Annotated in this window: 22 protein-coding genes and 3 tRNA genes; 9 read left to right on the forward strand and 16 right to left on the reverse strand. The window is 58.8% G+C overall.

Annotated elements, in window-relative coordinates; translation table 11 throughout:
* Positions 1-203: 203 nt before the first annotated feature.
* Positions 204-419 (forward strand): hypothetical protein, encoded by a 216-nt coding sequence (locus NJC40_RS13300; RefSeq protein WP_045488776.1) that lies wholly within the window; start codon positions 204-206, stop codon positions 417-419.
* A 56-nt stretch (positions 420-475) separates the two neighbouring features.
* Here the strand turns inward: NJC40_RS13300 and NJC40_RS13305 are convergent, their stop codons facing one another.
* Positions 476-904, reverse strand: a complete 429-nt coding sequence (locus NJC40_RS13305) for a quorum-sensing-regulated virulence factor family protein (protein WP_045488778.1) — start codon at positions 902-904, stop codon at positions 476-478.
* A 197-nt stretch (positions 905-1,101) separates the two neighbouring features.
* Here NJC40_RS13305 and NJC40_RS13310 point away from each other — a divergent pair, with 197 nt between their 5' ends.
* The 3 genes from NJC40_RS13310 to NJC40_RS13320 all read left to right on the forward strand — a co-directional run bounded on the left by NJC40_RS13310 (position 1,102) and on the right by NJC40_RS13320 (position 3,103).
* Positions 1,102-1,812: a tRNA-uridine aminocarboxypropyltransferase gene (locus NJC40_RS13310; RefSeq protein WP_045488780.1), complete on the forward strand. Its 711-nt coding sequence runs from the start codon at positions 1,102-1,104 to the stop codon at positions 1,810-1,812.
* 199 nt (positions 1,813-2,011) lie between these two features.
* Positions 2,012-2,659 carry a response regulator transcription factor ErdR gene (gene erdR, locus NJC40_RS13315; protein WP_045488785.1) on the forward strand — a complete coding sequence of 216 codons (648 nt, stop codon included), beginning with the start codon at positions 2,012-2,014 and terminating at the stop codon, positions 2,657-2,659.
* Positions 2,660-2,734: 75 nt separating this feature from the next.
* A complete protein-coding gene (locus NJC40_RS13320; protein ID WP_162484335.1) occupies positions 2,735-3,103 on the forward strand; it encodes a diacylglycerol kinase in 369 nt (122 codons plus the stop codon).
* Between the two features lie 6 nt (positions 3,104-3,109).
* Here NJC40_RS13320 and NJC40_RS13325 read toward each other — a convergent pair whose 3' ends face one another.
* Positions 3,110-4,042 carry a LysR family transcriptional regulator gene (locus NJC40_RS13325; RefSeq protein WP_045488788.1) on the reverse strand — a complete coding sequence of 311 codons (933 nt, stop codon included), beginning with the start codon at positions 4,040-4,042 and terminating at the stop codon, positions 3,110-3,112.
* A gap of 123 nt (positions 4,043-4,165) precedes the next feature.
* Between NJC40_RS13325 and fpr the strand changes: the two genes are divergently transcribed.
* Positions 4,166-4,945 carry a ferredoxin-NADP reductase gene (gene fpr / locus NJC40_RS13330; protein ID WP_045488791.1) on the forward strand — a complete coding sequence of 260 codons (780 nt, stop codon included), beginning with the start codon at positions 4,166-4,168 and terminating at the stop codon, positions 4,943-4,945.
* A 61-nt stretch (positions 4,946-5,006) separates the two neighbouring features.
* Here the strand turns inward: fpr and tsaA are convergent, their stop codons facing one another.
* The 5 genes from tsaA to rimO form a co-directional block, all read right to left on the reverse strand.
* Positions 5,007-5,702 (reverse strand): tRNA (N6-threonylcarbamoyladenosine(37)-N6)-methyltransferase TrmO, encoded by a 696-nt coding sequence (gene tsaA, locus NJC40_RS13335; protein ID WP_045488794.1) that lies wholly within the window; start codon positions 5,700-5,702, stop codon positions 5,007-5,009.
* Positions 5,699-6,169: a YehS family protein gene (locus NJC40_RS13340; RefSeq protein WP_253138879.1), complete on the reverse strand. Its 471-nt coding sequence runs from the start codon at positions 6,167-6,169 to the stop codon at positions 5,699-5,701. Before NJC40_RS13340 ends, tsaA begins: the two co-directional genes overlap by 4 nt.
* Before the next feature lie 24 nt (positions 6,170-6,193).
* Complete coding sequence (locus tag NJC40_RS13345; RefSeq protein ID WP_253138876.1) at positions 6,194-6,907, reverse strand: rRNA pseudouridine synthase; 714 nt, start codon at positions 6,905-6,907, stop codon at positions 6,194-6,196.
* A gap of 69 nt (positions 6,908-6,976) precedes the next feature.
* Positions 6,977-7,417 carry a GNAT family N-acetyltransferase gene (locus tag NJC40_RS13350; protein ID WP_045488803.1) on the reverse strand — a complete coding sequence of 147 codons (441 nt, stop codon included), beginning with the start codon at positions 7,415-7,417 and terminating at the stop codon, positions 6,977-6,979.
* A 74-nt stretch (positions 7,418-7,491) separates the two neighbouring features.
* Positions 7,492-8,838, reverse strand: coding sequence for a 30S ribosomal protein S12 methylthiotransferase RimO (rimO, locus tag NJC40_RS13355; protein WP_253138874.1), 1,347 nt, complete (start codon positions 8,836-8,838; stop codon positions 7,492-7,494).
* Between the two features lie 257 nt (positions 8,839-9,095).
* Here rimO and NJC40_RS13360 point away from each other — a divergent pair, with 257 nt between their 5' ends.
* Positions 9,096-10,991 carry a potassium transporter Kup gene (locus NJC40_RS13360; RefSeq protein WP_045488922.1) on the forward strand — a complete coding sequence of 632 codons (1,896 nt, stop codon included), beginning with the start codon at positions 9,096-9,098 and terminating at the stop codon, positions 10,989-10,991.
* Positions 10,992-11,049: 58 nt separating this feature from the next.
* Here the strand turns inward: NJC40_RS13360 and NJC40_RS13365 are convergent, their stop codons facing one another.
* The 5 genes from NJC40_RS13365 to NJC40_RS13385 all read right to left on the reverse strand — a co-directional run bounded on the left by NJC40_RS13365 (position 11,050) and on the right by NJC40_RS13385 (position 16,126).
* Complete coding sequence (locus NJC40_RS13365; protein ID WP_045488925.1) at positions 11,050-12,387, reverse strand: virulence factor family protein; 1,338 nt, start codon at positions 12,385-12,387, stop codon at positions 11,050-11,052.
* The gene (mprF, locus tag NJC40_RS13370) at positions 12,387-15,029 is read right to left on the reverse strand and encodes a bifunctional lysylphosphatidylglycerol flippase/synthetase MprF (protein WP_253138871.1); all 2,643 of its coding nucleotides are present in this window, start codon (positions 15,027-15,029) and stop codon (positions 12,387-12,389) included. The genes NJC40_RS13365 and mprF overlap by 1 nt, the downstream gene beginning before the upstream one ends.
* Positions 15,030-15,464: 435 nt before the next feature.
* Positions 15,465-15,541: transfer RNA gene (locus tag NJC40_RS13375), tRNA-Met, on the reverse strand.
* Between the two features lie 135 nt (positions 15,542-15,676).
* A tRNA-Met gene (locus tag NJC40_RS13380) sits at positions 15,677-15,753 on the reverse strand.
* Positions 15,754-16,049: 296 nt separating this feature from the next.
* A tRNA-Met gene (locus NJC40_RS13385) sits at positions 16,050-16,126 on the reverse strand.
* A 224-nt stretch (positions 16,127-16,350) separates the two neighbouring features.
* Here NJC40_RS13385 and dinB point away from each other — a divergent pair.
* Positions 16,351-17,406, forward strand: coding sequence for a DNA polymerase IV (dinB, locus tag NJC40_RS13390; RefSeq protein WP_253138868.1), 1,056 nt, complete (start codon positions 16,351-16,353; stop codon positions 17,404-17,406).
* A gap of 3 nt (positions 17,407-17,409) precedes the next feature.
* Here dinB and NJC40_RS13395 read toward each other — a convergent pair whose 3' ends face one another.
* The 3 genes from NJC40_RS13395 to NJC40_RS13405 form a co-directional block, all read right to left on the reverse strand.
* Positions 17,410-18,366 carry a YceB family lipoprotein gene (locus tag NJC40_RS13395; protein WP_253138865.1) on the reverse strand — a complete coding sequence of 319 codons (957 nt, stop codon included), beginning with the start codon at positions 18,364-18,366 and terminating at the stop codon, positions 17,410-17,412.
* A gap of 71 nt (positions 18,367-18,437) precedes the next feature.
* Positions 18,438-20,153, reverse strand: a complete 1,716-nt coding sequence (locus tag NJC40_RS13400; RefSeq protein ID WP_045488936.1) for a proline--tRNA ligase — start codon at positions 20,151-20,153, stop codon at positions 18,438-18,440.
* Between the two features lie 168 nt (positions 20,154-20,321).
* Positions 20,322-21,644, reverse strand: a complete 1,323-nt coding sequence (locus NJC40_RS13405; protein WP_045488938.1) for an OprD family porin — start codon at positions 21,642-21,644, stop codon at positions 20,322-20,324.
* 708 nt (positions 21,645-22,352) lie between these two features.
* Here NJC40_RS13405 and NJC40_RS13410 point away from each other — a divergent pair.
* Together NJC40_RS13410 and NJC40_RS13415 are read left to right on the forward strand one after the other, a co-directional pair.
* The gene (locus NJC40_RS13410) at positions 22,353-22,781 is read left to right on the forward strand and encodes an HIT family protein (RefSeq protein WP_045494454.1); all 429 of its coding nucleotides are present in this window, start codon (positions 22,353-22,355) and stop codon (positions 22,779-22,781) included.
* Positions 22,778-22,984 carry a SlyX family protein gene (locus tag NJC40_RS13415; RefSeq protein WP_045488941.1) on the forward strand — a complete coding sequence of 69 codons (207 nt, stop codon included), beginning with the start codon at positions 22,778-22,780 and terminating at the stop codon, positions 22,982-22,984. Before NJC40_RS13410 ends, NJC40_RS13415 begins: the two co-directional genes overlap by 4 nt.
* A 46-nt stretch (positions 22,985-23,030) precedes the next feature.
* Here the strand turns inward: NJC40_RS13415 and NJC40_RS13420 are convergent, their stop codons facing one another.
* Positions 23,031-23,636: a cold-shock protein gene (locus NJC40_RS13420; RefSeq protein WP_045488945.1), complete on the reverse strand. Its 606-nt coding sequence runs from the start codon at positions 23,634-23,636 to the stop codon at positions 23,031-23,033.
* Positions 23,637-23,654 lie beyond the last annotated feature (18 nt).

The following is a 23,654-nucleotide window of genomic DNA, read 5'->3' on the forward strand; positions in this document are numbered from 1 at the left end:
ACGCATGTAAAGATTTATAGCGTCAGCGCGCCGCTGATGTCGACTTGATGATGTTTCTCTTCATGAACAATGAGGTCGCGATGCCCACTCGTCAGGCGGGCAGGTGGTCGCCCGTTGCTCTGATTTACTTAGAACAGGACTCGCTCACAAGCATTGCAGAGCGGGTTGGTGTGGGTGCGATGAGGTATGCAGGGAGGCTGCAGATGGTATTCATCGAACTGGAAGTGGATCAGGCACTTTACGATGCGTTGGTACAGGCGGCTAGGGACAACAGGCTGACGCTGCGTCAGGAGTGCCAGCGGCGCTTGTGCGGTGAAGGAAGGCGTTCACGTTATATCAATGCCCTGATTGCCGAACTGCGTGCCGATGATGAACAGCGGCGCGCAGTGCTGGCAGCCAAGCGCAGGGCGGGTGGCTGAAGGCTTGCTAGGCTGTTGAAAAATTACCTGCCTCGCCTACGTTTTTCAACGGCCTGCTACTTCTTGGTCTTGGCGGCAGGCTTTGCGGTGCAGTCGGCGTTGCTGAAGGTCTGGGCCATGATCGGCCGGTTGGTTTTGTATTCGCTGAATTGATATTTCAGCACTGCACCTTTGGTCATCAACTGGCGATAGCCATTATTGTGGCAAACACTGGCGCCCAGTTGAGCGCGCACGGTGTCAGGATTGGCACGCATTTGTTGGGCCTGGCCCTCACGCACGCTCAGATGATTGATCAGCTCGTGGCCGTTGACGGTGTAACCTTGATCCAGAAGGTCTTCATTGATGGCCCGTGGGGTACCGACGCTGCTCTCTTTGGCGACCTTTTCCAGCATCTGGCTCAGTTCATACTCCTGCTTGGAGGCCGCCTGGGCAGCCAGAGGGGCTACCAGCAGCAGGGTAAGGGTTGGGGCGATGAGGCGCAGCATGGAATTCTCCTGATTCGGTGGTGAGGGTCTGACCAGCGCCATCGATTGGCGTTCACCGTAGTGGCACAAGTATAGGGCTTGCCAGGCTGCTTCACACCTGGGCACTTGCCGGTCGGGCTCTGGTAGACTTCGCGCACTTTTCTGTTCTGTCGGGTATCTGTTGTGCCGATGCTGTCGTTGTGCAGGTTCATTCTGCAATGAGCCATGCCGTATCCCGTTTGCGCCAGGACCGCCTGGCGCGCAGTAGCAAACCTTTTCTGGCTCGCGGTTCGCGGGCGCCGCGTTGTCCTGATTGCCGGGTCATTTTCAGCTATTGCCTGTGCGCCTTGCGCCCCAAAGTGGCCGCCAGCTCCGGGATATGCCTGCTGATGTACGACACCGAGCCGTTGAAACCGACCAACACCGGTTGGCTGATTGCGGATGTGATCGCAGACACTCATGCGTTTGGCTGGTCGCGCATCGAGGTTGACGCGCAACTGCTGAGCCTGCTGGACGATCCCCAGTGGCAGCCTTATCTGGTGTTTCCAGGCGAGTTCGTGGCGCAGGAGCGGGTGGTCGATAAGGTCATTCCTGAACCGGGCAAGCGGCCGTTGTTCATTCTGCTTGATGCGACCTGGACCGAAGCGCGCAAGATGTTTCGCAAAAGTCCGTATCTGGAGCGCTTTCCGGTGCTGAGCCTGGCGCCGGAGCAGCTTTCGCGTTATCGCCTGCGGCGTTCAAAGCGTGAAGACCATTTTTGTACGGCCGAAGTCGCCGCATTGTGTTTGGAGCTGGCCGGGGATGTCGAGGCGAGCCATGTGCTGGATGCCTGGCTGGATGTTTTCACTGCCCACTATCTGGGTGCCAAGTTCCAGCGGCCAATTGATCCTGACGATGCGGCGCACAGTCTGGTGAAAGGCTTTCGGTAATATATAAGCGTGCATCAAGAGGCTAATTGCCATCTTCTGGCGGGTATCTCGCTTGACCCGCACCGGATGGCTGGGCATTCTTGGCGCCGCCCTGAGGCTTGATTTTCCGGGCGTGGTTCGCTGGGGCAATGGAGAGTGGCCGGCATCTCCCGGATGCCTTGTTGAGTACCCGTACTCACTATAAGAACAGGATCAGACCATGACCTACGATATCTTGATCGCCGATGATCACCCGCTGTTTCGCAGTGCCTTGCATCAGGCCCTGAGCCTGGGGCTTGGCCCTGAGGTGAGACTGGTCGAGGCCGAGAGCATCGCGCAGATCGAGGCGCATCTGCAAGGCAAGACCGACTGGGATCTGGTTCTGCTGGATCTGAACATGCCGGGCGCCTATGGCTTTTCCGGTCTGGTATTGCTGCGTGGGCAATATCCGCAGATTCCGGTGGTGATGGTCTCGGCTCAGGAAGAGGCCGCGATTGTCGTACGTTCCCGTGAGTTCGGTGCCAGTGGTTTCATTCCCAAGTCGAGTCCTCTGCAGACGATCCAGCAGGCAGTGCGTGCCGTGCTTGACGGCGATACCTGGTGGCCGCCGCAGGCCGATGAGCCGGTCAGTGTCTCGGCTGAAGCCAAGGCCGCCAGCGCCGGTCTGGCCAGCCTGACACCCCAGCAGTTTCGGGTTTTGACCATGGTTTGTGAGGGGCTGCTCAACAAGCAGATCGCCTTCGAACTCAATGTATCGGAAGCAACCATCAAGGCCCATGTGACCGCCATCTTCCGTAAGCTCGGTGTGCGTACCCGCACCCAGGCGGCGCTGTTGCTGCAACAGCTGGAATCAATTGCGGCGCATTGATCGCACCACAGGTTCACGTTTTTTTGACTGAGCCTCGCTTAGCTTCCCTCATCCTTTCTGCATGGCAGTTTTTGTATGTTGTCGCCTTTCAAGGGCCAGACCGGCCTTAAACGTGTTCTCAATGCTGCGGGCTATTCATTCGATGGTCTTAGCGCAGCCTTCAAGGGCGAAGCCGCTTTTCGTCAACTGGTCTTGCTCAATGTGCTGTTGATTCCGCTGGCATTCTTGCTTGATGTCAGTCGTGGCGAGCGGGCGCTGCTGATTGCTGTGTGCTTGCTGGCGCTGATTGTCGAATTGCTCAACTCGGCGGTGGAAGCGGCGATTGACCGTATCTCTCTGGATCTGCATCCGTTGTCCAAGAACGCCAAGGACATGGGCAGCGCCGCGCAACTGGTAGCCCTGAGCATGATCGCCGCAGTATGGATGGTGGTGTTGCTCGGCTGAAGCCTTTTAGTCTTGATAAAGGCTTGGCAACACAATCTGGTCGCTGCGCTGGACGCCGGCGGTGAACGCGCGGCACAGCTCAAGAAACTCGCGCATGGCCGAGGTCTGGTATTTCTGTTTGTGCCAGATGAAATAGAACTGCCTGGACAGATCCAGCTCTGGAGTGTCCAGCGCCACCAGGCTGCCGCGCCGAAATGCATCGCGCAGTGCCAGCCTGGAAATGCAACCAATCCCCAGCCCTGATTCAACTGCGCGTTTGATGGCCTCGGTGTGCTCCAGTTCCAGACGCACGTTAAGACCGTTACGATGATGACGCATGGCCTGGTCGAAAGTCAGGCGAGTACCTGAACCCTGTTCGCGCAGAATCCATGCTTCACGGGTCAGCTCTTCCAGGTTCGCCCGGCCTTGCCGGGCCAGTGGGTGTTGTGGGGCGCAGAACACCACCAGTTCATCCTCGACCCAGGACTGCACTTCAATGTCCGGATGGCTGCAGTCGCCTTCAATCAGGCCCAGATCAATTTCATAATGGGCCACCTGCTGTACAACATGCGCGGTGTTCTGCACATGCAGCTTGACCTGGCTTTCCGGGTGGCGCTGCATGAAGCCGCCGATCAATAGGGTCGCCAGATAATTGCCGATGGTCAGCGTGGCACCCACCGCCAGCGAACCGAAGCCGGATTTACCGTTGAGCAGGTCTTCGATTTCCTTGGCCTGGTCGAGCAGGGCCACAGCCTGCGGCAGCAACTGGCGCCCAGTCGCGTTAAGGCTCAGGCGCTTGCCGGCACGGTCAAACAACTGGCAGCTCGACTGGCGCTCCAGTTCGGTAATCGAAGTGCTGGCCGCTGACTGCGACAGCGACAGCATGACCGCAGCTTTGGACACGCTTTCCTGCTGCGCGACGGCGACGAAGACTTGAAGCTGGCGGAGAGTAAATCGCATATCTATATAACCGATAACCCATATCTTGATAATCCAGTTAACAGATATTGTGTCTGCCACTAGAATGGCGCGCAATAGTGCCTGTGCTGGCGTGGATGATTTTTTTCAGGAGTTTTCCCGTACATGAGTAACATGTATCACGAGCGTGTCCTCAGTGTTCATCATTGGAACGACACCCTCTTCAGCTTCAAGTGCACCCGGGACCCAGGTCTGCGTTTCGAGAACGGTCAATTCGTCATGATCGGTCTGCAGCAGCCCACCGGGCGTCCGCTGATGCGTGCCTACTCTGTCGCCAGCCCGAACTGGGAAGAGCATCTGGAATTTTTCAGCATCAAGGTGCCGGACGGCCCGCTGACATCGCAGCTGCAGCACCTCAAGGAAGGCGACGAGATCCTGATCAGCAAAAAGCCTACCGGTACCCTGGTCCTCGACGACCTGCTGCCGGGCAAGCATCTGTACCTGCTGAGCACCGGCACTGGCCTGGCGCCATTCATGAGCGTCATCCAGGATCCGGAAACCTACGAGCGCTTCGACAAGGTCATTCTGGTGCATGGCGTGCGTTGGGTCAGCGAAGTGGCTTACCACGAGTTCATCACCGAAATCCTGCCACAGAACGAGTTCTTCGGTGAGGCGGTGCGTGAAAAACTGATCTACTACCCGACCGTGACCCGCGAGCCTTATCATAATCAGGGCCGTCTGACCGACCTGATGCGCAGTGGCAAACTGTTCGAAGACATCGGCCTGCCGCCGATCAATCCACAGGACGACCGTGCCATGCTGTGCGGCAGCCCGAGCATGCTGGATGAAACCAGCGAAGTGCTCGACAGCTTCGGCCTGAAAGTTTCGCCGCGCATGCGCGAGCCGGGCGACTACCTGATCGAGCGTGCTTTCGTCGAGAAGTAAGCCCTGCGTAATAAAAAACCGCCGTTTCGTCAGAACCGGCGGTTTTTTTTGTGCCTGTTCGTCAGGCTGAAAGCACAACCTCAAGCACCCGAATGACCCCGGCCTGCGGGTAGTGCCAACGTACATCCAGATCCCAGAACTGTGCGCCGTAGCGGCGTTCTGGGGACGGGGTCTGATAGGCCGGCTTCGGATCCTGCGCCAGGCATTGTTCGATCAATTCCACCAGCGGCTCTGCCAGCCGTTGAGCGTGCTCATGGGCCTGTTGCAAGGCATCGTCCTGCCATAGCACCGCAATCAACGAGGGCGCGGCGCTGGCCATGCCATTGTGAGCGTCGGGGATGCTGTCGGCGTAAGGCACATAGGGTTTGATATCCAGCACCGGCGTACCGTCGAGCAGGTCAATGCCCGACAGCCACAGGCGGCCGGGTTCGACCTTGTCCAGGCGCACCACCGACTGACCGATGCCGTTGGGCCGGTGGGTCGCCCGGGTGGCGAACACCCCCATGCTCTGGTTGCCGCCCAGGCGTGGTGGCCTAACCTTCAGCCGCGGCGTTTGTTCCAGCGCCTGATGGAAGACGAACAGCAGCCAGACATGGCTGATCTGCTCCAGCCCCTGCACGGCATCGCCCTGATCGAAGGGCGGTAGCAGCTCCAGAACCCCCCGCGCCGCCGGCGCCAATTGTGGCTGACGGGGGATGGCGAACTTCTCCTTGAAACAGGAGCGGACGATACCGACCGGTGAAACCTGATAACTCATGGCTGAGCAGGGCGCAGGCGCTGGGCGAGACCTTTGAGGAAGTTGCGCAGCAACTGATCACCGCACTCGCGATAGTTGTTGTGGCCGACCTTGCGAAACAACGCGCTGAGTTCCGGCTTGGAGACCGGGAAGCCGGTGGCATCGAGAATCGCGTGCAGGTCTTCTTCCTTGAGTTCGAACGCCACGCGCAGTTTTTTCAGCACCAGATTATTGGTGACCGGCAGCTCGATGGGCGGCGCCAGACGGCTTTGGTCCTTGCCGCGTTTGTAATAGACCAGGCCATCGAGAAAGTGCGCCATGACCGTGTCCGGGCAGCGGACAAAGCCTTCTTCCTCTTCGCGCTTGATCCAGCCGGCCACTTCGGCGCGGGTTACGGTCTGGTCGGCCAGTTTCAGAATCTCGGCGATCTTGTTGTCGCCGGCCGCCAGGATGTAGCGCACGCTGCGCAGGATATCGTTGTTAAGCATGGTGAAAGGTCCAGTGAAGCGATTTCAGAATTTTTCCCGGCTACTCAGGTAGCGCCATTGTCCTTCAGGCAGCTTGCCCATTGACACGGTGCCAATGCGCAGCCGGCGTAAGCTGACAATCTGCACGCCGACTGCCGCGCACAGTTGCGCGACGAGATCCGGTTGCGGGTTTTTCATGGCCAGGCGCAGGCGGTTTTCGCTTTGCCAGCTGGCCTTGACGGCAGGCAGTTCCTTGCCTTTCCAGGTGACACCATGGTTCAGGCGATTGAGTCCGTGGGCGACCATCTCGCCGCTGACTTGCACGACATACTCCTGCTCGATCTTGCTGCGATCGTCGGTCAGCTTGCGCAGGGTTTTCCAGTCCTGGCTGAACACCACCAGGCCGCTGGCGTTGTCCTGCAGGGTGGAAATGGCCTTCTGGCGCAGAAAGTGCCCTTTGAGCACGCGTTTACCGAAGCTCAGTTCATTGCACAAGGTGCCGGGTGTGATCGACTGCAGCGCAGCGTCAAGGCTCATGCCTGCCGGTTTGTGCAGGATCAGGGTCACGGGATCCGGGGCGGTGGCCTTGGCATCGGCGTTCAGTTCGACCTTCTGCTGGGCGGTGACCTTCAATTGCGGCTCTTCGATCACCTCGCCGTCGACAGTCACCCAGCCGCCTTCGATGTAAAGCTCGGCCTCCCGGCGCGAACAGCCGGTCAGCTCAATAAGGCGTTTGGAGAGGCGTATAGGGTCTGACATTGCTGGTAACCGTTGAAAGAGGTGAATGGCGCCATTGTACGCTGGCTGGCGCGCCTGAACGTACGGATATCAGCCGCGGCGTGCCAGTGTCATGCGCAACATGGGGTAGGGCTGGCCGAGGCCATCGACGGCTGTACGGCCGCTGATCTTGAAGCCTTGTTTCTGGTAGAACCCCAAGGCCTTGGGATTCTGTTCGTTGACGTCCAGTTCACGGATACCGAAGTGTTCGATAGCGTGGGCCAGCAGTTGTCGCCCCAGACCCTGGCCGCGATAGTCGGCCGCGATGAACAGCATTTGCAGCTTGCCGCCGCTGACGCCGGCAAACCCGTTGATCAACTCGCCGTCACGGGTACAAAACAGGCTTACCGAATCGAGGTACTGTTCGAACAGCAGCTTCCTGAGCCGGATGATGTAGTGTTCGGGCAGAAACAGGTGAGTGGCACGCACCGAGCCTTCCCAGACATCGAGCAGGCGCGGATAGTCGTTTTTCTCGGGGATGTAGAAATCCATCTCGCAATCCTTCAACCAGTTGCCGAAAATGAAAAGCCCTGCCAATGGCAGGGCTCGAAAGCACGCCAGGCGGCTTACAGCACTTCAGCCCACAGGTCGTATTCGTCTGCGTCAGTGACCCGGCAGATGATCTTGTCGCCAGGTTTGACCGGGCTGTCGTCTTCCAGACCAATGTAGACGTTGCCGTCGATTTCCGGGGCATCGAAGAAGCAGCGGCCGACTGCGCCGCGCTCGTCGACTTCGTCGATCAATACTTCGATTTCCTTGCCAATCTTCATCTGCAGGCGTGCCGCGCTGATTGCCTGCTGGTGAGCCATGAAGCGATCCCAGCGTTCCTGTTTGACGTCATCGGGGACTTCAGGCACGTCCAGGTCATTGGCCGGTGCGCCTTCTACCGGCGAGTACTGGAAGCAGCCGACGCGGTCGAGCTGGGCTTCGGTCAGCCAGTCGAGCAGGTACTGGAAGTCCTCCTCGGTCTCGCCCGGGAAGCCGACAATAAAGGTCGAGCGGATGATCAGCTCCGGACACTGTTCGCGCCAGTTCTTGATCCGCGCCAGGGTCTTGTCTTCAAAGGCCGGGCGCTTCATCAACTTGAGTACTTTCGGGCTGGCGTGCTGGAACGGGATATCCAGGTACGGCAGGATCTTGCCGGCGGCCATCAGCGGGATCAGCTCATCGACGTGCGGGTATGGGTAAACATAGTGCAGGCGAACCCATACGCCCAGAGTGCTCAGGGCCTGGCACAGTTCGGTCATGCGAGTCTTGACCGGCTGGCCGTTCCAGAAGCCGGTACGATACTTGACGTCCACGCCATAAGCGCTGGTGTCCTGAGAGATGACCAGCAGTTCCTTGACGCCCGCCTTGACCAAACGCTGCGCTTCGTCCAGTACATCACCCACCGGGCGGCTGACCAGCTTGCCGCGCATCGACGGGATTATGCAGAAGCTGCAGCTGTGGTTGCAGCCTTCGGAAATCTTCAGGTACGCATAGTGGCGCGGGGTGAGCTTGATGCCTTGCGGTGGCACCAGGTCGATCAGCGGGTTGTGCTCGTGATTGGGCGGCACCACCTCGTGAACGGCGGTAACCACTTGCTCGTACTGCTGGGGACCGGTGACCGACAGCACGCTCGGGTGCACATTGCGGATCACGTTCTCGTCGACGCCCATGCAGCCGGTCACGATCACCTTGCCATTCTCGGCAATCGCCTCGCCGATCACTTCCAGCGACTCAGCCTTGGCCGAGTCGATGAAGCCACAGGTGTTGACCACCACCACATCGGCATCCTGATAGGTCGGCACGACTTCGTAACCTTCCATGCGCAATTGGGTCAGGATGCGTTCGGAGTCTACAAGCGCCTTTGGGCAGCCGAGACTTACGAATCCGACTTTGGGAGCGGATGCGGGGGTATTAGTGGTGGACATGGCAAACCTCGGTGTAATGGTGGGCCTCGTCGCACAGCGCGGGCACCGACTGGGCGCTGGGTGCGCCTCTGGTCAAAAAGTGCGCAATTCTAGCGATCACGCGGCGTCATGACCAGTGGTTAGAAGAGAAATAAGACGAGTGCTGCGCTATGCTTCGCGCCGTTGCGCACGGCGAATGTCAATAAACCGTGCAAACTCAATTGTTTCCTGTTGTTAATTCTGTTTTGGATCTCAGGTTCCGGCTTCGGGAGTGTTCGATGAGTCATGCAAGTAGTCAGGCCGGAACAGGAAGTGCCGCCAAGCCCTTGAGTCTGCTGGTCGCGGCGGTCGGGGTGGTGTACGGGGATATCGGTACCAGTCCGTTGTACACGCTCAAGGAAGTGTTTCAGGGGGGGTATGGGGTGGAAGTCACCCATGATGCGATTCTCGGCGTCTTGTCGTTGATCTTCTGGTCGCTGATCTGGGTCGTGTCGTTCAAGTACATGGTGTTTGTGCTGCGTGCCGATAACCAGGGTGAGGGCGGGATCATGGCCCTGACCGCGCTGGCGCGGCGGGCTACGACGCAGTACCCGCGCTTGCAGATGGTGATGATTGCCTTTGGCCTGTTCGGTGCAGCGCTGTTCTATGGCGACAGCATGATCACCCCGGCGGTGTCGGTGCTGTCGGCCATGGAGGGGCTGGAACTGGCCTTCGAGGGGCTGGAGCGCTGGATCGTGCCCATGGCGCTGGTGGTGCTGGTGGGGCTGTTCCTGATCCAGAAACACGGTACGGCGCGAATCGGGGTGCTGTTCGGGCCGGTGATGGTGACCTGGTTTCTGGTGCTGGCGGCACTGGGCATCTATGGCATCGTGCATACGCCCGAGGTGCTCAAGGCGGTTAACCCGGTCTGGGCGGTGCGGTTCTTTATCGTCCATCCTGGCATCGGCGTGGCGATTCTGGGCGCTGTGGTGCTGGCGCTGACCGGTGCCGAGGCGTTGTATGCCGACATGGGCCACTTTGGCCGCAAGCCGATTTCCCGGGCCTGGTTCATCCTGGTGCTGCCGGCGCTGCTGCTTAACTATTTCGGTCAAGGCGCATTGGTGCTGGAACACCCTGAAGCAGTGCGCAACCCCTTCTATCTGCTGGCACCGGGCTGGGCGCTGTTGCCGCTGATCGCGCTCTCGACCCTGGCGACCATCATTGCTTCCCAAGCGGTGATTTCCGGGGCCTTCTCCATGACCCTGCAGGCCATTCAGCTCGGGTACATCCCGCGCATGTTCATTCAACACACCTCCAGTGACGCCCAAGGGCAGATCTACATCGGTGCGGTGAACTGGGCGCTGATGGTCGGCGTGATCCTGCTGGTGTTGGGGTTTGAGTCGTCCGGCGCGCTGGCCTCGGCCTACGGTGTGGCGGTGACCGGAACCATGCTGTGCACCACGTTCCTGGTGGCGGCAGTGATGCTGCTGCTGTGGAAGTGGCCGCCGCTGTTGGCGGTGCCGCTACTCGTCGGCCTGTTGCTGGTCGACGGTCTGTTTTTTGCTGCCAACGTGCCGAAGATCGTCCAGGGCGGCGCCTTCCCGGTGCTGGCCGGTGCGGTACTGTTCATCCTGATGACCACCTGGAAGCGCGGCCGGCAGTTGTTGTCCGAGCGCATTGACGAGGCGGGTCTGCCGCTGCCGATCTTTATCGGCAGTATTCGTGTGCAACCGCCACACCGGGTACAGGGTACGGCGGTATTCCTGACCGCGCGCTCTGATGCTGTGCCGCATGCGTTGCTGCATAACATGCTGCACAACCAGGTGCTGCACGAACAGGTGGTGTTACTGACAGTCGTCTATGAAGATCGTCCGCGAGTACCGGCCAGTGAGCGTTTCGAAGTTGAAGCTTATGGTGAGGGTTTCTATCGGGTGATCCTGCACTTTGGCTTCATTGACGAACCGGACGTGCCTCAGGCCCTGGCTCTGTGTCATCTTGAGGATCTGGACTTCAGCCCGATGCGCACCACCTATTTCCTGAGTCGGGAGACCGTGATCCCCTCGAAAATTGTCGGCATGGCCCGTTGGCGCGAAGCGCTGTTCGCCTTCATGCTCAAGAATGCCAACGGCAACCTGCGGTTCTTCAAGTTGCCATACAACCGGGTGATCGAACTCGGGACCCAGGTCGAAATCTAGACCGCAAAAAAGCCCCGCGACCGGAAGGTGGCGGGGCTTTTTTTACCAAGCTGGCGGCTTATTGAGCGTTCGCAGGCACCTTGCCTTGCCACTGATCGATTTTGCGCATCAGTCGCTTGGCCAGTGCCGGATAGTTCTCATCAAAGTGATGCCCGCCCGGCAGTTCCAGCACCTCGCCGACGATGCTGGTATCGGTGCAGCCGCTGTCCTTCTTCTCCTCGGCACCGTAGACACACAGCACTTTGGCTGCCGGCAATTTGGCAACCTCCGGTCCGGTCCTGGCCTCGGTGCCGGCATTACCCAGCCAGCCATCGACGTGAATCTCGAAGTTGCCACTGCGCGCCAGGGCCAGCAGGATCATGCCATCGACGCGCTCCTGATCTTCCGGTGCCATGCGGTTATACGCCGCTGGCAACACGTCGGCGCCAAATGAATAGCCCGCCAGGATAAAGCGCTTGGCGCCCCATTTCTGCCGGTAGTGATTCATCAGTTCGGTCAGGTCTGTGGCGATCTGTTCCGGTGACTTGCGCTCCCAGAAGTAGCGCAGCACATCGATGCCCACCACCGGGTAACCGACCTTGGCCATATCACCAGCGATAACCTTGTCCAGATCGCGCCAGCCGCCGTCACCGGACAGGAACAGGGTCACGGTATCGCTGCTCTGGCTGGCTGGTACCTCAACGGTGGGCACGCCCAGGCCGCCGGCGTCATTTTCACCAAGCAGGGCATGACGCAGCTCGGTATTGAGCACCTGGCTCAGGGGGATGTCGTAATCGCTGATGCTGGTCTCGGCATTGGGCTGGTCGCGTACAAACGCCGCACTCGGGTCATCCGGGGCGTCGTTGAAGGCTGCCAGCCATTTGCCATGCGGGGCTTTTTGCGGCAGTGGCTCGTCGCAGATCTGCGGCGGGATGTCGCCTTCTTCAAGTTCCGGTGGCGGATTGGAGACATGCTGCAGGGCAAAGCCCACCGAAATTGCCTGGGCCTTGTCGTCGGTCTGGGCAGCCAGCCAGCGCCAGGCCAGGGTGGCACCGTGGCCGATGCCCCCGACGACGGTGGCCGGGCCGTCCAGTTTCTGCAAAGCGTTACTGAACACCTGGCTTTGCAGCACACAGTCATCGGCAGGCAGTTCTACCTGAATGATGCTGGCGGCGGCGTCAGTGCCCAGTGCCTGCAGTTGCTTGTCGCTGAGTTTGTCTTTGCTGTTGACTGCCAGAGCAATGCGGGCCTTGACCCGGCTGGCCGGGGTTACCAGGGTGATAGCCGAGCCATCCTCAAGAGAGGCGTGCTCGACGGTGGCCGGTGTAGCGGGGCGGTGCCAGAACCATGTACCCAATGCGGCAAGCAGAACCAGCGCCAGTATTATCAGTACATAGCGTAATACACGTCGAATCATCAGCGTTTCACCAATCCAGTCAGGCCGCCTGCAATCAGGGCGGCGGTGTCTGCCAGGGCCACCAGCGGATCGAGTCCGGCCGGTACGGCCATGTAGCGCGGTTCCCAGTCAGGCTGGAATTTGTCCTTGAAGCGGCGTAGCCCCTGGAAGTTGTACAGCTGTTCGCCACGACGAAACACCATCGAACCCAGGCGTTGAGTCAGCGGCGCGCCGCGCCTTGGTTGCAGGCCCGACAATGGCACCATGCCCAGGCTGAAGCGGGCATAGCCTTCGGCTTTATAGTGCTGGATCAGGCCGATCATCATGAACTCCATGGTGGACTTCGGTGCGTCGGGGTGGGCGCGCATCAGATCAAGGCTGGACAGCTCCAGGCTGGAAGTCTCCAGCAAGTTGGCGAAGGCCACCGGCTTGCCTTGAAAGCGGATGATGGCGATGCGGAAATACTGCAGGTACTCGGGGGTGAAGCGTCCGAGCGAGAAGCCTTTTTCGCGCACATTCTTGCCGCTGAGCCAGGCATCGGAAATCACTTTGAGCTCGTCCAGCGGAGCCTGCCCGCGTTCGTGGATCTCCAGGGTCAGGCCGTCACGGCTGCCGCGGTTCCAGGTATAACGCAGGTCTTTCATCTCCTTGCCCTTGGCGTCGATGTCAAAGCGCCGCAAATCAACCCGTGCTTCTTCACCGAGCTTGATCGCGGTCAGGCCAATATCCATGTAGTAGGGCAGGTTTTCGGCGCGAACCTGATAGAACACTGGCCTTGCGTGGTGTACGTCGCACAGGTCGCGGAACTGCCAGATCATTTCGGCGCGCTGCTGGGCCGGGCCGATCGGGTCATACAAGGCCACCAGGCTGCGCCCGCGATGCGAATACATCAGGAAGGCGTTGTTGTCCGGGTGGAACAGAATGGCTTTGTCGCCGGTCAGCGCCAGGCCGCCGTCGGGCTGGTTGGAGGCCTTGAGGATCGCGGCGGCTTTGTCCAGTTCCTGGGCGTCAGGCAGTTTGATGCCGGGGCGGGCGGTGCGCAGTAGCCAGGTCAGGGACACCACCAGCAGCAATACCGCGCTGCCCAGCGCCGAGCGCAGGCCGCGCGGGGCGTCGGCGTCCAGGGTGAACTGCCACCACAATTGATGGCTATAAGGCACGTCCTGGTAGGCAAACAGCAGCAGCCAGATCGACGCACCTACTACGCAGGTACTGGCAATCACATACAGCGGAGAAAACGGCAGTTCCAGCAAGCGGCTGGGACGGTAGAACGAGCGCCGGAAAGCGATCAACAGCACGGCGGTCAGCAGCAGCAGACTGGCTTCTTCCCAGTCAAAGCCCTTGAGCATCGACAGCACTGCACCTGTCACCAGCAGGATCACGGTGAGCATCCACGCCGCTGACAGGCGCCGCCGCAGTCCTTGGGCCAACAGCAGGCAGAGCACGCCGATCAGGCTGGCACCAAAGTGAGAGGCATTGATCAGGCGATGCGGAATCATGAACCCGACATTTTCCAGGCGGGTGTCGATCTCTGGGGTGGCACCGGAGAATAGCAATACGACCCCAGAGAGAAACACCAGCAATGCCAGGACCGGTGCGCCCAGCCCGGAGGCAACCCGCAGCGCCTGTTGGGCAAACAGCAGGCGCTTGGCTTCGGTGAACAGCAGCGTCAGGCACGCCAGCAGCAGTGGCAGGACCACGTAGATCAAGCGATAGAGCAGCAGGGCGGCGGCCAGTGGTGCGGCGCCCAGTTCATTGGCGAACGCCGCCAGCAGGACGGCTTCGAACACTCCGACGCCGCCTGGTACATGGCTGAGCACGCCAGCCGCCAGGGCCAGCAGATAAACCAGAATGAACGCGCCCAAGGGCGGTGACTGTGGCAGGAGCAGGTACAGCACCAATGCTGCTGCAACGACGTCCAGTGCGGTAATCACCAGTTGAGCCAGGGTCAGGCGCAGGTCTGGCAGACGTAGCGAGCGCCGTCCGGCGCGCACCAGCAGCACGTGGGGCACGTCTTGTTCTGGCAGGCGCCGACGATAGACCGCGATAGCCAGGATCAGGCTGCCAGCCAGTACCGCGATGGCCACACTGGCCAGCACGTCGACGGGCAGCTTCAACGCCAGCGATGCGCCAGGCAGGTTACTCAGTGTCGCAATGGCGGCCAGTGGCGGCAGTGCGCAACCCAGCGACAGGCTGGCGAACACGGTCATGCGGGCAATTTCGATGGCGCCGATACCATGGCGTGAATACAGGCGGTAACGCACCGAGCCGCCGGACAGCATCGACAGGCCAACCGCGTTGCCAATCGCGAATGAGGTGAAACCACCCAGCAAGAGGGTGCGGGTTGGCAGGTTGACGCCCGCGTACCGGCTGGCTGAGAGTTCATAGCCCATGAGAATCACGTAGCCGATGATCGCTGCCAGCAGAGCGCCGCCCAGCGCCGGGAGCGGGACGGCGTACAGTGCGTCGCGCAGGGCAAAGAAATCCATTTCGATCAACATGTGCCGGCAGGCGATCAAAGCCATGCCAAACAGCACCAGCATGACTGCCAGCCCTATGGGCTGGCGATACTTGCTCAGGCGCTCCAGCCATTGCAGGCGCACAGGTTGTATCGGTTGGGTCGCCGTAACGGCTTCGAGGGGCTCTGACGGATGATCGCGCATCATTCACTTCCTGGAGTGCGCGCGACAGGATTGAGGTCTACAACCAAGTTACCGATCCCTACGCAAAAGTATGTCGAGATGTTAGCGCGTCAGCGACTGGCGAGCGACTGGCCAATGGAGCAGGGCGCAACTGTTCAGCAGCGATTCAGACTGGCTCTTTATCACAATGATCGCAAGACGATGAGTGGGCGCGTGCCATTACTGATAGCCGGTTGAGATCGTTGCATTTTGAGACTAGTCATAAAGGTGTCGGCAGGGCAGCAAAAAACTGGTGTTGCCGACACATCCGGTTACGGGGAAGGATAATAGGGGGTTCCTGGCAGTCAGGCTAAAGAGTTTTTTATCAACGACTTGCGTGAATGCTTCAGGTGGCTGGAAAAGCTTTCGTGCAGACGCAAAAAAGGCCACTTTTTCAAGTGGCCTTTTCTGTGTATCTGGTTGCGGGAGCCGGATTTGAACCGACGACCTTCGGGTTATGAGCCCGACGAGCTACCAGGCTGCTCCATCCCGCGTCTGTGAGGCGGCATTGTACGGATTAATAAGTTTGTGTCAAGCGTGAAGTGAAAATAACAGGTTGTAAGCAGTGGCGCAGATAAAAACGGTGCACAAAAAAAGGCCACTTTTTCAAGTGGCCTTTTTCGTGTATCTGGTTGCGGGAGCCGGATTTGAACCGACGACCTTCGGGTTATGAGCCCGACGAGCTACCAGGCTGCTCCATCCCGCGTCTGAGGTTGCGCATTCTACAGATAAAAAAGAGTGTGTCAATATAATAGTCGAAGAAGTAGGGATATGTCTTTGAAAGACAATGCTGTTCAGATAAACGCTGCGGACTGGGTGGGAGCGAGCTCTGCTCGCGAAGAGGCCAGTAAGATCACAGCATATGCAGTGACTTTGCTGGCCTCTTCGCGACCAGGGTCGCTCCCACCGGGGGGGGGGCATAAAGCGCCTGATCGAACAGTATTGCTTTTAAAAATAAAGCAACAAAAAAGGCCACTTTTTCAAGTGGCCTTTTCGTATATCTGGTTGCGGGAGCCGGATTTGAACCGACGACCTTCGGGTTATGAGCCCGACGAGCTACCAGGCTGCTCCATCCCGCGCCTGTGGATGGAGAGTCTACAGAATGATAATTTTCTGTCAAGCGCATAATTCAAAAAAGTGCTTTTTCTTCAATCAGTTAGTGGTCGTTTGTCTGACCGGCGGCGGGTTTGGTCAGTCGGTTGACTCAGATCAGGCGACTTTTTAAGTGCCTTGCCGTGTTCAGGCGTGTCAGCTGCGCAGGGTGATACGATACTGCCCATCTGAAGTTCACTGATCGCAGGACATGGCGCAGCGTAAGATCATCCATATCGACTGTGACTGCTTTTACGCAGCCATCGAGATGCGCGACAACCCGAAGCTTGCGGGTATTCCGTTGGCGGTGGGAGGCTCTGCGGATCGGCGCGGGGTGATTGCGACTTGTAATTACGAGGCGCGAGCTTTCGGTGTGCGCTCAGCTATGTCTTCCCACCATGCGTTAAAGCTTTGCCCGGATCTGACCATCGTCAAACCGCGTATGGATGCTTATAAAGAAGCATCCCGGGAAATTCATACGATCTTTCGCGACTATACCGACCTGATCGAGCCGCTCTCGCTGGATGAGGCCTATCTGGATGTCTCCGGGTCCAGTCGCTTCGCCGGCAGTGCGACGCGCATTGCCCAGGACATTCGCCGTCGGGTCTCCAGCCAATTGCATATCACGGTCTCGGCCGGGGTAGCGCCCAACAAGTTCCTGGCCAAGATTGCCAGTGACTGGAAAAAGCCCAACGGGATATTTGTCATTACCCCTGAGCTGGTCGAGGAGTTTGTCACTGGTTTGCCGGTCAGCAAGCTGCATGGTGTCGGCAAGGTGACCGCCGACAAGTTGGGGCGTCTGGGGATTGCCAGTTGTGCGGACCTGGCCGGCTGGCAGAAGCTGGCGCTGGTTCGTGAGTTCGGCAGCTTTGGCGAGCGGTTGTGGAATCTGGCGCGGGGCATCGACGAGCGGCCGGTGCAGAATGACAGTCGGCGCCAGTCGGTCAGCGTCGAAAACACCTACGACACCGATTTGCCTGATCTGGCCAGTTGTGTCGCAAAACTGCCCGAGCTGATGGAGTCGCTGGAGAAGCGTTTGGCACGCCTGGATAGCCATTACCGGCCCGGCAAACCGTTCGTGAAGGTCAAGTTTCATGATTTCGCCCAGACCACCCTGGAGCAGGCGGGGGCGGGAAGGGATCTGGCCAGTTATCAGCAGTTGCTGAGTCAGGCATTTGCCCGGGGCGACAGGCCGGTCCGGTTGCTCGGAATAGGTGTGCGCCTGCAGGATCTGCGTGGCGCACATGAGCAGCTTGAGCTTTTCTAGCGCTTATTCCTCTGCCGCAGTCGGTGCAACCAGGCGACCTGCATCTTTTGCCAGTGACTTGATCAGTTCGTTCTGCAGTTCCTGGTCATTGCGGGTCAGTTCCAGCAGGCTCTGTTCGAGTTCGCTGGCCTGTTCGTCCAGACCCAGTTCGGCCAGCCGCTTGACCCTGTGAACCCACTGGCTGACTTCGTCATCTTCCAGATCGTCGTAGATCAAGCCGTGAGCTTCAAGCAGCTTGCCACGCAGATTTCGGCTGACAGGCAGGCTGTCGCTGGCACGGGCATTGTCCTGCTCATCTTCCACGCTGATGTACAGGCGGGTGACCTGACGCAAGTCCTGCTCGGCGAACGGGCTGTCGAGCAGGTTCAGGCGCAGCACGCCATTGCGGTCTGTGCTCAGCTCATGGGTGGTGGCGCCGGCCTTGATCAGGACCGGGCGTTCATTCCATGGCAGTGTCGAATTTTCGATGCGTTTGTCTTGCTGGACTTCGTCAATGCTGGCCAGGTTTTGCTCGGCGCGCCCGTGAGACGGGGCATTCATGAACGGGTTCAGACCCGCCACGCCGTAGTTGATCCAGTCGTGGGTGACGCTGTCGGGCAGGTTGCCAAGGGCAAAAATATTCACCACGTTGGCGCCTGCGCCGGCTACTACTGCAACCGCGCCAAGCGGAATCTCGTAGATTTCGCGCCAGGGTTGATAGGGTGTGTAGCGGTCGTAATGGCGGGTCACTTCATATTCGGTGACTTCAAACGACTTGTGTTCGTGAATGCGGATGCGACGCTGCGGCAGTTCCAGGGTCTTGGGCTCGCCGATGTCGATTTGCAGGGTGTGTTCGAGGAGTTTGCGCTCGACGCGTTCTTCGTGCTCGCTGCGTTGTGACAGCTGATTGGCACAACCGCTGACAAGCAGGGTGCCACACAGGGCGGCGCTGCCGAGGCTCAGGGGGCTTCGCTTGAACATGAGGTCTCTGGGTAGGTTGGGCGCACAAGAACTGAAACTGCGCACCCGCAGGTTGCGGGTGCGCCGCTGAATCAGCGCTTGATGCGAGCCTGAATGAACGACAGCACGTCGGCCAGGGCCAGTGCTTGTGGTTGCGACTCGGTCCGGCTCTTGTACTCGATGTTGCCTTCGGCCAGGCTGCGGTCGCTGACCACGATGCGGTGCGGAATGCCGATCAGTTCCATATCGGCGAACTTGATGCCTGGGCTGGTCTTCTTGTCGCGGTCGTCGAGCAGAACCTCGAAGCCTGCGGCAGTCAGGTCGGCATACAGCTTATCAGTGGCTTCGCGGACGGCATCGGTTTCATAGCGCAAGGGAACCAGCGCGATATGGAACGGGGTCAGGGTGTCGTTCCAGATAATGCCGTTCTCGTCGTTGTTCTGCTCGATGGCGGCCGCCACCACGCGAGAAACACCGATGCCGTAGCAACCCATGGTCAGGTCGATCGGCTTGCCATTCTCACCCAGCACCTGGCATTTCATGGCTTCGCTGTACTTGGTGCCGAGCTGGAAGATATGGCCGACTTCGATCCCGCGCTTGATTTCCAGTACACCATTGCCGTCGGGGCTTGGGTCGCCGCTGACCACGTTGCGCAGGTCGGCAACCTGAGGTACGGGCAGATCACGTTCCCAGTTGACGCCAAAGTAGTGCTTGTCGTCGATGTTGGCGCCGACGCCAAAGTCGCTCATCAGCTCGACCGAACGATCGATGATGCACGGCAGTGGCAGGTTCAGCGGGCCGAGCGAGCCGGCGCCGGCGCCGATGGCGTCACGCAGTTCGGCTTCAGTGGCCATGGTCAATGGGCTGGCAACCTGTTCAAGCTTGGCGGCCTTGATTTCGTTGAGTTCGTGGTCGCCGCGGATGATCAGCGCGATCAGCTTGCCTTCTTCGGCTGCGCGCACGACCAGGGTCTTGACGGTCTTTTCAATCGGCAGGTTGAAGCCTTCGACCAGTTGCGCAATGGTCTTGGCGTTCGGGGTGTCGATCAGGCGCAGCTCTTCGGTCGGCGCAGGGCGGCTCTTTTCTTGCGGCAGTGCTTCGGCTTTTTCGATGTTGGCCGCATAGTCGGAGCCGTTGCTGAAAACGATGTCGTCTTCACCGGAATCGGCCAGCACATGGAACTCGTGGGAGCCTGCGCCGCCAATGGAGCCGTTGTCGGCTTCCACCGGACGGAATTTCAGGCCCAGGCGGGTGAATACATTGGTGTAGGCCTGATGCATGCGATCGTAGGTCTGCTGCAGCGAAGCCTGGTCGGCGTGGAACGAGTAGGCGTCTTTCATGACGAACTCGCGGCCGCGCATCAGGCCGAAGCGCGGACGAATCTCGTCGCGGAATTTGGTCTGGATCTGGTACATGTTGATCGGCAGCTGCTTATAGCTGTTGAGCTCGTTGCGGGCCAGATCGGTAATCACTTCTTCGTGGGTTGGGCCCAGGCAGAAGTCGCGTGCATGGCGGTCGACCAGGCGCATCAGCTCGGGACCGTACTGCTCCCAGCGACCGGACTCTTGCCACAGTTCGGCAGGCTGGATGCCAGGCATCAGGATTTCCAGGGCGCCGGCGGCGTCCATTTCTTCACGCACGATCGCCTCGACCTTGCGCAGTACGCGCAGGCCCATCGGCAGCCAGGTGTAGAGGCCCGAAGCCAGTTTGCGAATCATGCCGGCACGCAGCAGCAGCTGATGGCTGACCACGACCGCATCGGAAGGGGTTTCTTTCTGTGTGGCGAGCAAAAATTGACTGGTGCGCATGATTAGCCGTTATCGGTTGCTTGGGACTGAAAATGACTCGGCATTGTACGGCCACAGGCGTGTCGAGTACAGGCTATGGCCGGGGAGGTGCCCTTCAGTGCAAAGGCTATATAAAGAAGAAGCCCGGCAATCGCCGGGCTTCCAGTGCTACACGGTGCAGGATTCTGGTTACAGAATCGAGATCGGGTAGTCGACGATCAGGCGGAACTCGTTAACATCACCTTCGCCCTGGTCAGCATTGGCGCGGTGCCATGCTTGACGGATACGGAACGACAGATCCTTGGCCGGGCCGGACTGCAGTACGTATTTGGCTTCGAAGTTGGTTTCGTGGTGTTTGCCGTCTGCGCCGTAATAGCCGTAAGGGCCATTGGTTGGAGCGTTGCTGCCGTCGATGTCCCAGCCTTTGATGTAGCGGGTCATGAAGCTCAGGCCTGGAACCCCGTAAGGTGCCATGTTCAGATCGTAGCGGATCTGGGCAGATTTCTCGTTCGGGCCGTTGAAGTCGGAGTACTGGATCGAGTTGTTGAGGAAGATCGAGTCGCCGCCACGGTTGTTGTTGCCGGTGCCGATGTAGTCGAACGGTGTGTCACCGTTGATTTTCTGCAGGGCTACAGTCAGGGTGTGAGCTGCCATGAACGAGTAAGCGACCGAGCCGGAGAAGGCCGTGTTGCTGATCGAGCCGGCCTTGGCCGAGCCTTCGTCAACGGTGCGATACAGGTTGGCGTCGAATGCCAAGGACTGATCGCCGCCCAGTGGCAGGGCGTAGTTCACGTTGGCGTAGTACTGGTTCCAGATGTCTTCAAGCTTGGCGCCGTACAGGGCTACACCGAGGTTGTCGGTAATCGAGTACTTGCCGCCGACGAAATCGGCAGATTTGGCGCTCACGCCAGCGTAGTTGGCGAAGATTTCGCCGCTACGGTTGGTTTCATCCTGGCTGGTGGTCGAAGTGAAGTGACCGGCTTCCAGATCCAGGCCCTTGATTTCGCTGCTTTGCAGGCTGATACCGGTGGCGGTCTGTGGCAGCAGGCGAGAGCCGCCAACTGCGAATACCGGGCTGCTAGGCTGCATGTCGCCGATTTTCAGCTCGGTTTTGGAAATGCGGAATTTGGCGGCGGCACCGGCTTTGCCGAAGCTGTCGGAGTTGCGGCCTTGACTGTCGGTCTGCAGGTTGCCGGAGCCGGAGTACTTGTCGCTGCCGTCGAGGTTGAAGCCGAGGTAACCAAAGGCGTCAACACCGACACCGACAGTGCCTTGAGTGTAGCCGGAGTTGTAGATACCCCAGAAACCCTGAGTCCAGTCTTTGTCGTCAACTGCGCCAGCTTTCTTGTCGCGGTTGTAGTAGTAGTTGCGTGCTTTCAGGTTCAGCGAACTGCCTTCAACGAAGCCCTTGGCTTCGGCTTGGTCGCTGACAAACGGCGCAGCCGATGCCAGTTGGGTGCTGGCTGCCGCCGCAACGGCCAGTGCGATTGCGCTCCACTTCATCACTCTCATCGTGATTGCTCCTTTGGTTTAGAAGTTTTCGCTGCCCCATCTGTATTTTTTTTAGGGGCGGCTCTTTCTTGTTATGCCGGCTATTTTTGGTTTGTGCCGGTCAGGGTGCAAATGCTGTATACGTCAATGTCGTCGAAAAGGATACGTATGTCGCTTAAAATGTCGCTTTTTTACAAGAACTTTATTTTCTCTATTTTGTCTTGAGCAAGATGCTTGCCAAGTACAGGGTGCCGCCGGCTGAGCTCAAAATTGGCGTGCGAGTGTTAAAGCAACAAGCGTGCTCAAACTCCCAGAAAATGAAAAAAATTTGTGAAAATCACAGGTTTTACATTCTGACTTGTTAATAAATTCTTGTTTATTAAGGAAAAAATCCATTTTTTAGCGGTGGCCTCGTCATTCTTGCTTGCCGCTGCCCATCCGGCCAGGCGTGACAAAAAGTGTTACCGGACGCCGCCGGTTCTGGGTAGATCCTGGTATTGAGGTATGCCAGATACACATTCTTGATTCGTTTTGGTGCGTTTGCATGTGCGAGTGTCAGAATCTGGTTCATCGTGCTGAAGACGCGGCGAGCGGTCCTTTGACTGACTCGACAGCTTAGCCGGGGCTGGCGTTTCTGCACGCCGGGTTGAGAGCGAGCCGGTCGTGTCGGGTTTTTGTTATCCTGCCAGCCTTGTGTGATGTTTTTGTTCTCCCGTCAGGAGTCGTATGGTGTTCGCTCTGGATTCACGTTTGCAGCAAGACACTCTGCCATTGGGGGATTTTCCTCTATGCCGCTTGCTGCTTAGCAACGATGCTCGCTATCCCTGGTTTATTCTGGTGCCGCGTCGCGCAGGTATCAGCGAGGTTTTTGAACTCGATGCCGATGACCAGGCGCAGTTATGGCGGGAAACCACCGCTCTGGCGGCCATCCTTAAAGATACCTTCAATGCCGACAAGCTTAACGTTGCCACTTTGGGTAACGTCGTCAGCCAGTTACATATGCATGTGATCGTGCGCAAGCGCGATGATGGGGCGTGGCCTGCTCCGGTATGGGGCAAGCTGACGGCGCTGCCTTATGAGCCAAGGCAGGTTGCTGCACTGATTGAGCGTCTGCGGCCTGTGCTGCCAGAGGATTTCAGGCTGGAGTCGAGCGTATGAGCCTTGAGGCGCGGATCACCGAGCTTGAGAGCAGGCTGGCATTTCAGGACGATACTATTCAGGCGCTCAATGATGAGCTGGTAGGCCAGCAGCGAATCGTGGAACGTTTGCAGCAGCAGTTTTTGCTGCTCGCCAGGCGCCAGGAAGAAATGAGCCATCGGGTCGATGGTCTGGATGATGAGGCTCCACCGCCTCATTACTAAATGAAAAAAGCCGCGTATCACGCGGCTTTTTTCATGTTGCCAGGTATTAGCGGCGTGGCGCGGCAGCTACCACATCTTCTGCCTGCAGGCCCTTGTCACGATTCATGACCGAGAACTCTACACGCTGGCCTTCGACCAGGACGCGGTGACCTTCTCCGCGAATCGCACGGAAGTGGACGAAGATGTCATCGCCTGAGTCTCTGGAAATAAAACCGAAGCCCTTTGAAGAGTTGAACCACTTCACCGTGCCGGTATCGCGCTGGCCAAGTTCATGGCTTTGCGGCACCGGTGTGGGGGAGCGCTTGTGCAGGGTGGTGCCCAGATGCAGGATGATCGCGCAAAAGGTGATTGCCAGCCCGAGCACGACGGCGGGCTGACCGGCGACGCTTGGCAGTGGCACCAGCAAGACCAGGATCTGGGCGACGACTGCCAGGACCAGCAGAATGCTGGCCAGGGTTTGCAGGCTGCGGCGCGGGCCCTTTTTCCAGTGGGGAATGACCGGTGCGATCAACAGATTGAGCAGGCCGAAGAATGCCAGGTACAACGCATCGGGCTGTGGCAGGTAGGACAATAATGCTTCATTGCGCAGGCTGGGTATGAGTGACAGCAGCAAGGCTGCTGTTCCCGTTACCAGGTGGACGATTTTCAACATGTCAAAAAACTCACATCA

It is taken from the genome of Pseudomonas sp. 21LCFQ02, assembly GCF_024129895.2.
Taxonomy (GTDB): Bacteria; Pseudomonadota; Gammaproteobacteria; order Pseudomonadales; family Pseudomonadaceae; genus Aquipseudomonas.

Coding starts and splice junctions, on each gene's coding strand:
- NJC40_RS13300 (WP_045488776.1), top strand. CDS start 204: ATGGTATTCATCGAACTGGAAGTGGATCAGGCACTTTACGATGCGTTG.
- NJC40_RS13305 (WP_045488778.1), bottom strand. CDS start 904: ATGCTGCGCCTCATCGCCCCAACCCTTACCCTGCTGCTGGTAGCCCCT.
- NJC40_RS13310 (WP_045488780.1), top strand. CDS start 1,102: ATGAGCCATGCCGTATCCCGTTTGCGCCAGGACCGCCTGGCGCGCAGT.
- erdR (WP_045488785.1), top strand. CDS start 2,012: ATGACCTACGATATCTTGATCGCCGATGATCACCCGCTGTTTCGCAGT.
- NJC40_RS13320 (WP_162484335.1), top strand. CDS start 2,735: ATGTTGTCGCCTTTCAAGGGCCAGACCGGCCTTAAACGTGTTCTCAAT.
- NJC40_RS13325 (WP_045488788.1), bottom strand. CDS start 4,042: ATGCGATTTACTCTCCGCCAGCTTCAAGTCTTCGTCGCCGTCGCGCAG.
- fpr (WP_045488791.1), top strand. CDS start 4,166: ATGAGTAACATGTATCACGAGCGTGTCCTCAGTGTTCATCATTGGAAC.
- tsaA (WP_045488794.1), bottom strand. CDS start 5,702: ATGAGTTATCAGGTTTCACCGGTCGGTATCGTCCGCTCCTGTTTCAAG.
- NJC40_RS13340 (WP_253138879.1), bottom strand. CDS start 6,169: ATGCTTAACAACGATATCCTGCGCAGCGTGCGCTACATCCTGGCGGCC.
- NJC40_RS13345 (WP_253138876.1), bottom strand. CDS start 6,907: ATGTCAGACCCTATACGCCTCTCCAAACGCCTTATTGAGCTGACCGGC.
- NJC40_RS13350 (WP_045488803.1), bottom strand. CDS start 7,417: ATGGATTTCTACATCCCCGAGAAAAACGACTATCCGCGCCTGCTCGAT.
- rimO (WP_253138874.1), bottom strand. CDS start 8,838: ATGTCCACCACTAATACCCCCGCATCCGCTCCCAAAGTCGGATTCGTA.
- NJC40_RS13360 (WP_045488922.1), top strand. CDS start 9,096: ATGAGTCATGCAAGTAGTCAGGCCGGAACAGGAAGTGCCGCCAAGCCC.
- NJC40_RS13365 (WP_045488925.1), bottom strand. CDS start 12,387: ATGATTCGACGTGTATTACGCTATGTACTGATAATACTGGCGCTGGTT.
- mprF (WP_253138871.1), bottom strand. CDS start 15,029: ATGCGCGATCATCCGTCAGAGCCCCTCGAAGCCGTTACGGCGACCCAA.
- dinB (WP_253138868.1), top strand. CDS start 16,351: ATGGCGCAGCGTAAGATCATCCATATCGACTGTGACTGCTTTTACGCA.
- NJC40_RS13395 (WP_253138865.1), bottom strand. CDS start 18,366: ATGTTCAAGCGAAGCCCCCTGAGCCTCGGCAGCGCCGCCCTGTGTGGC.
- NJC40_RS13400 (WP_045488936.1), bottom strand. CDS start 20,153: ATGCGCACCAGTCAATTTTTGCTCGCCACACAGAAAGAAACCCCTTCC.
- NJC40_RS13405 (WP_045488938.1), bottom strand. CDS start 21,644: ATGAGAGTGATGAAGTGGAGCGCAATCGCACTGGCCGTTGCGGCGGCA.
- NJC40_RS13415 (WP_045488941.1), top strand. CDS start 22,778: ATGAGCCTTGAGGCGCGGATCACCGAGCTTGAGAGCAGGCTGGCATTT.
- NJC40_RS13420 (WP_045488945.1), bottom strand. CDS start 23,636: ATGTTGAAAATCGTCCACCTGGTAACGGGAACAGCAGCCTTGCTGCTG.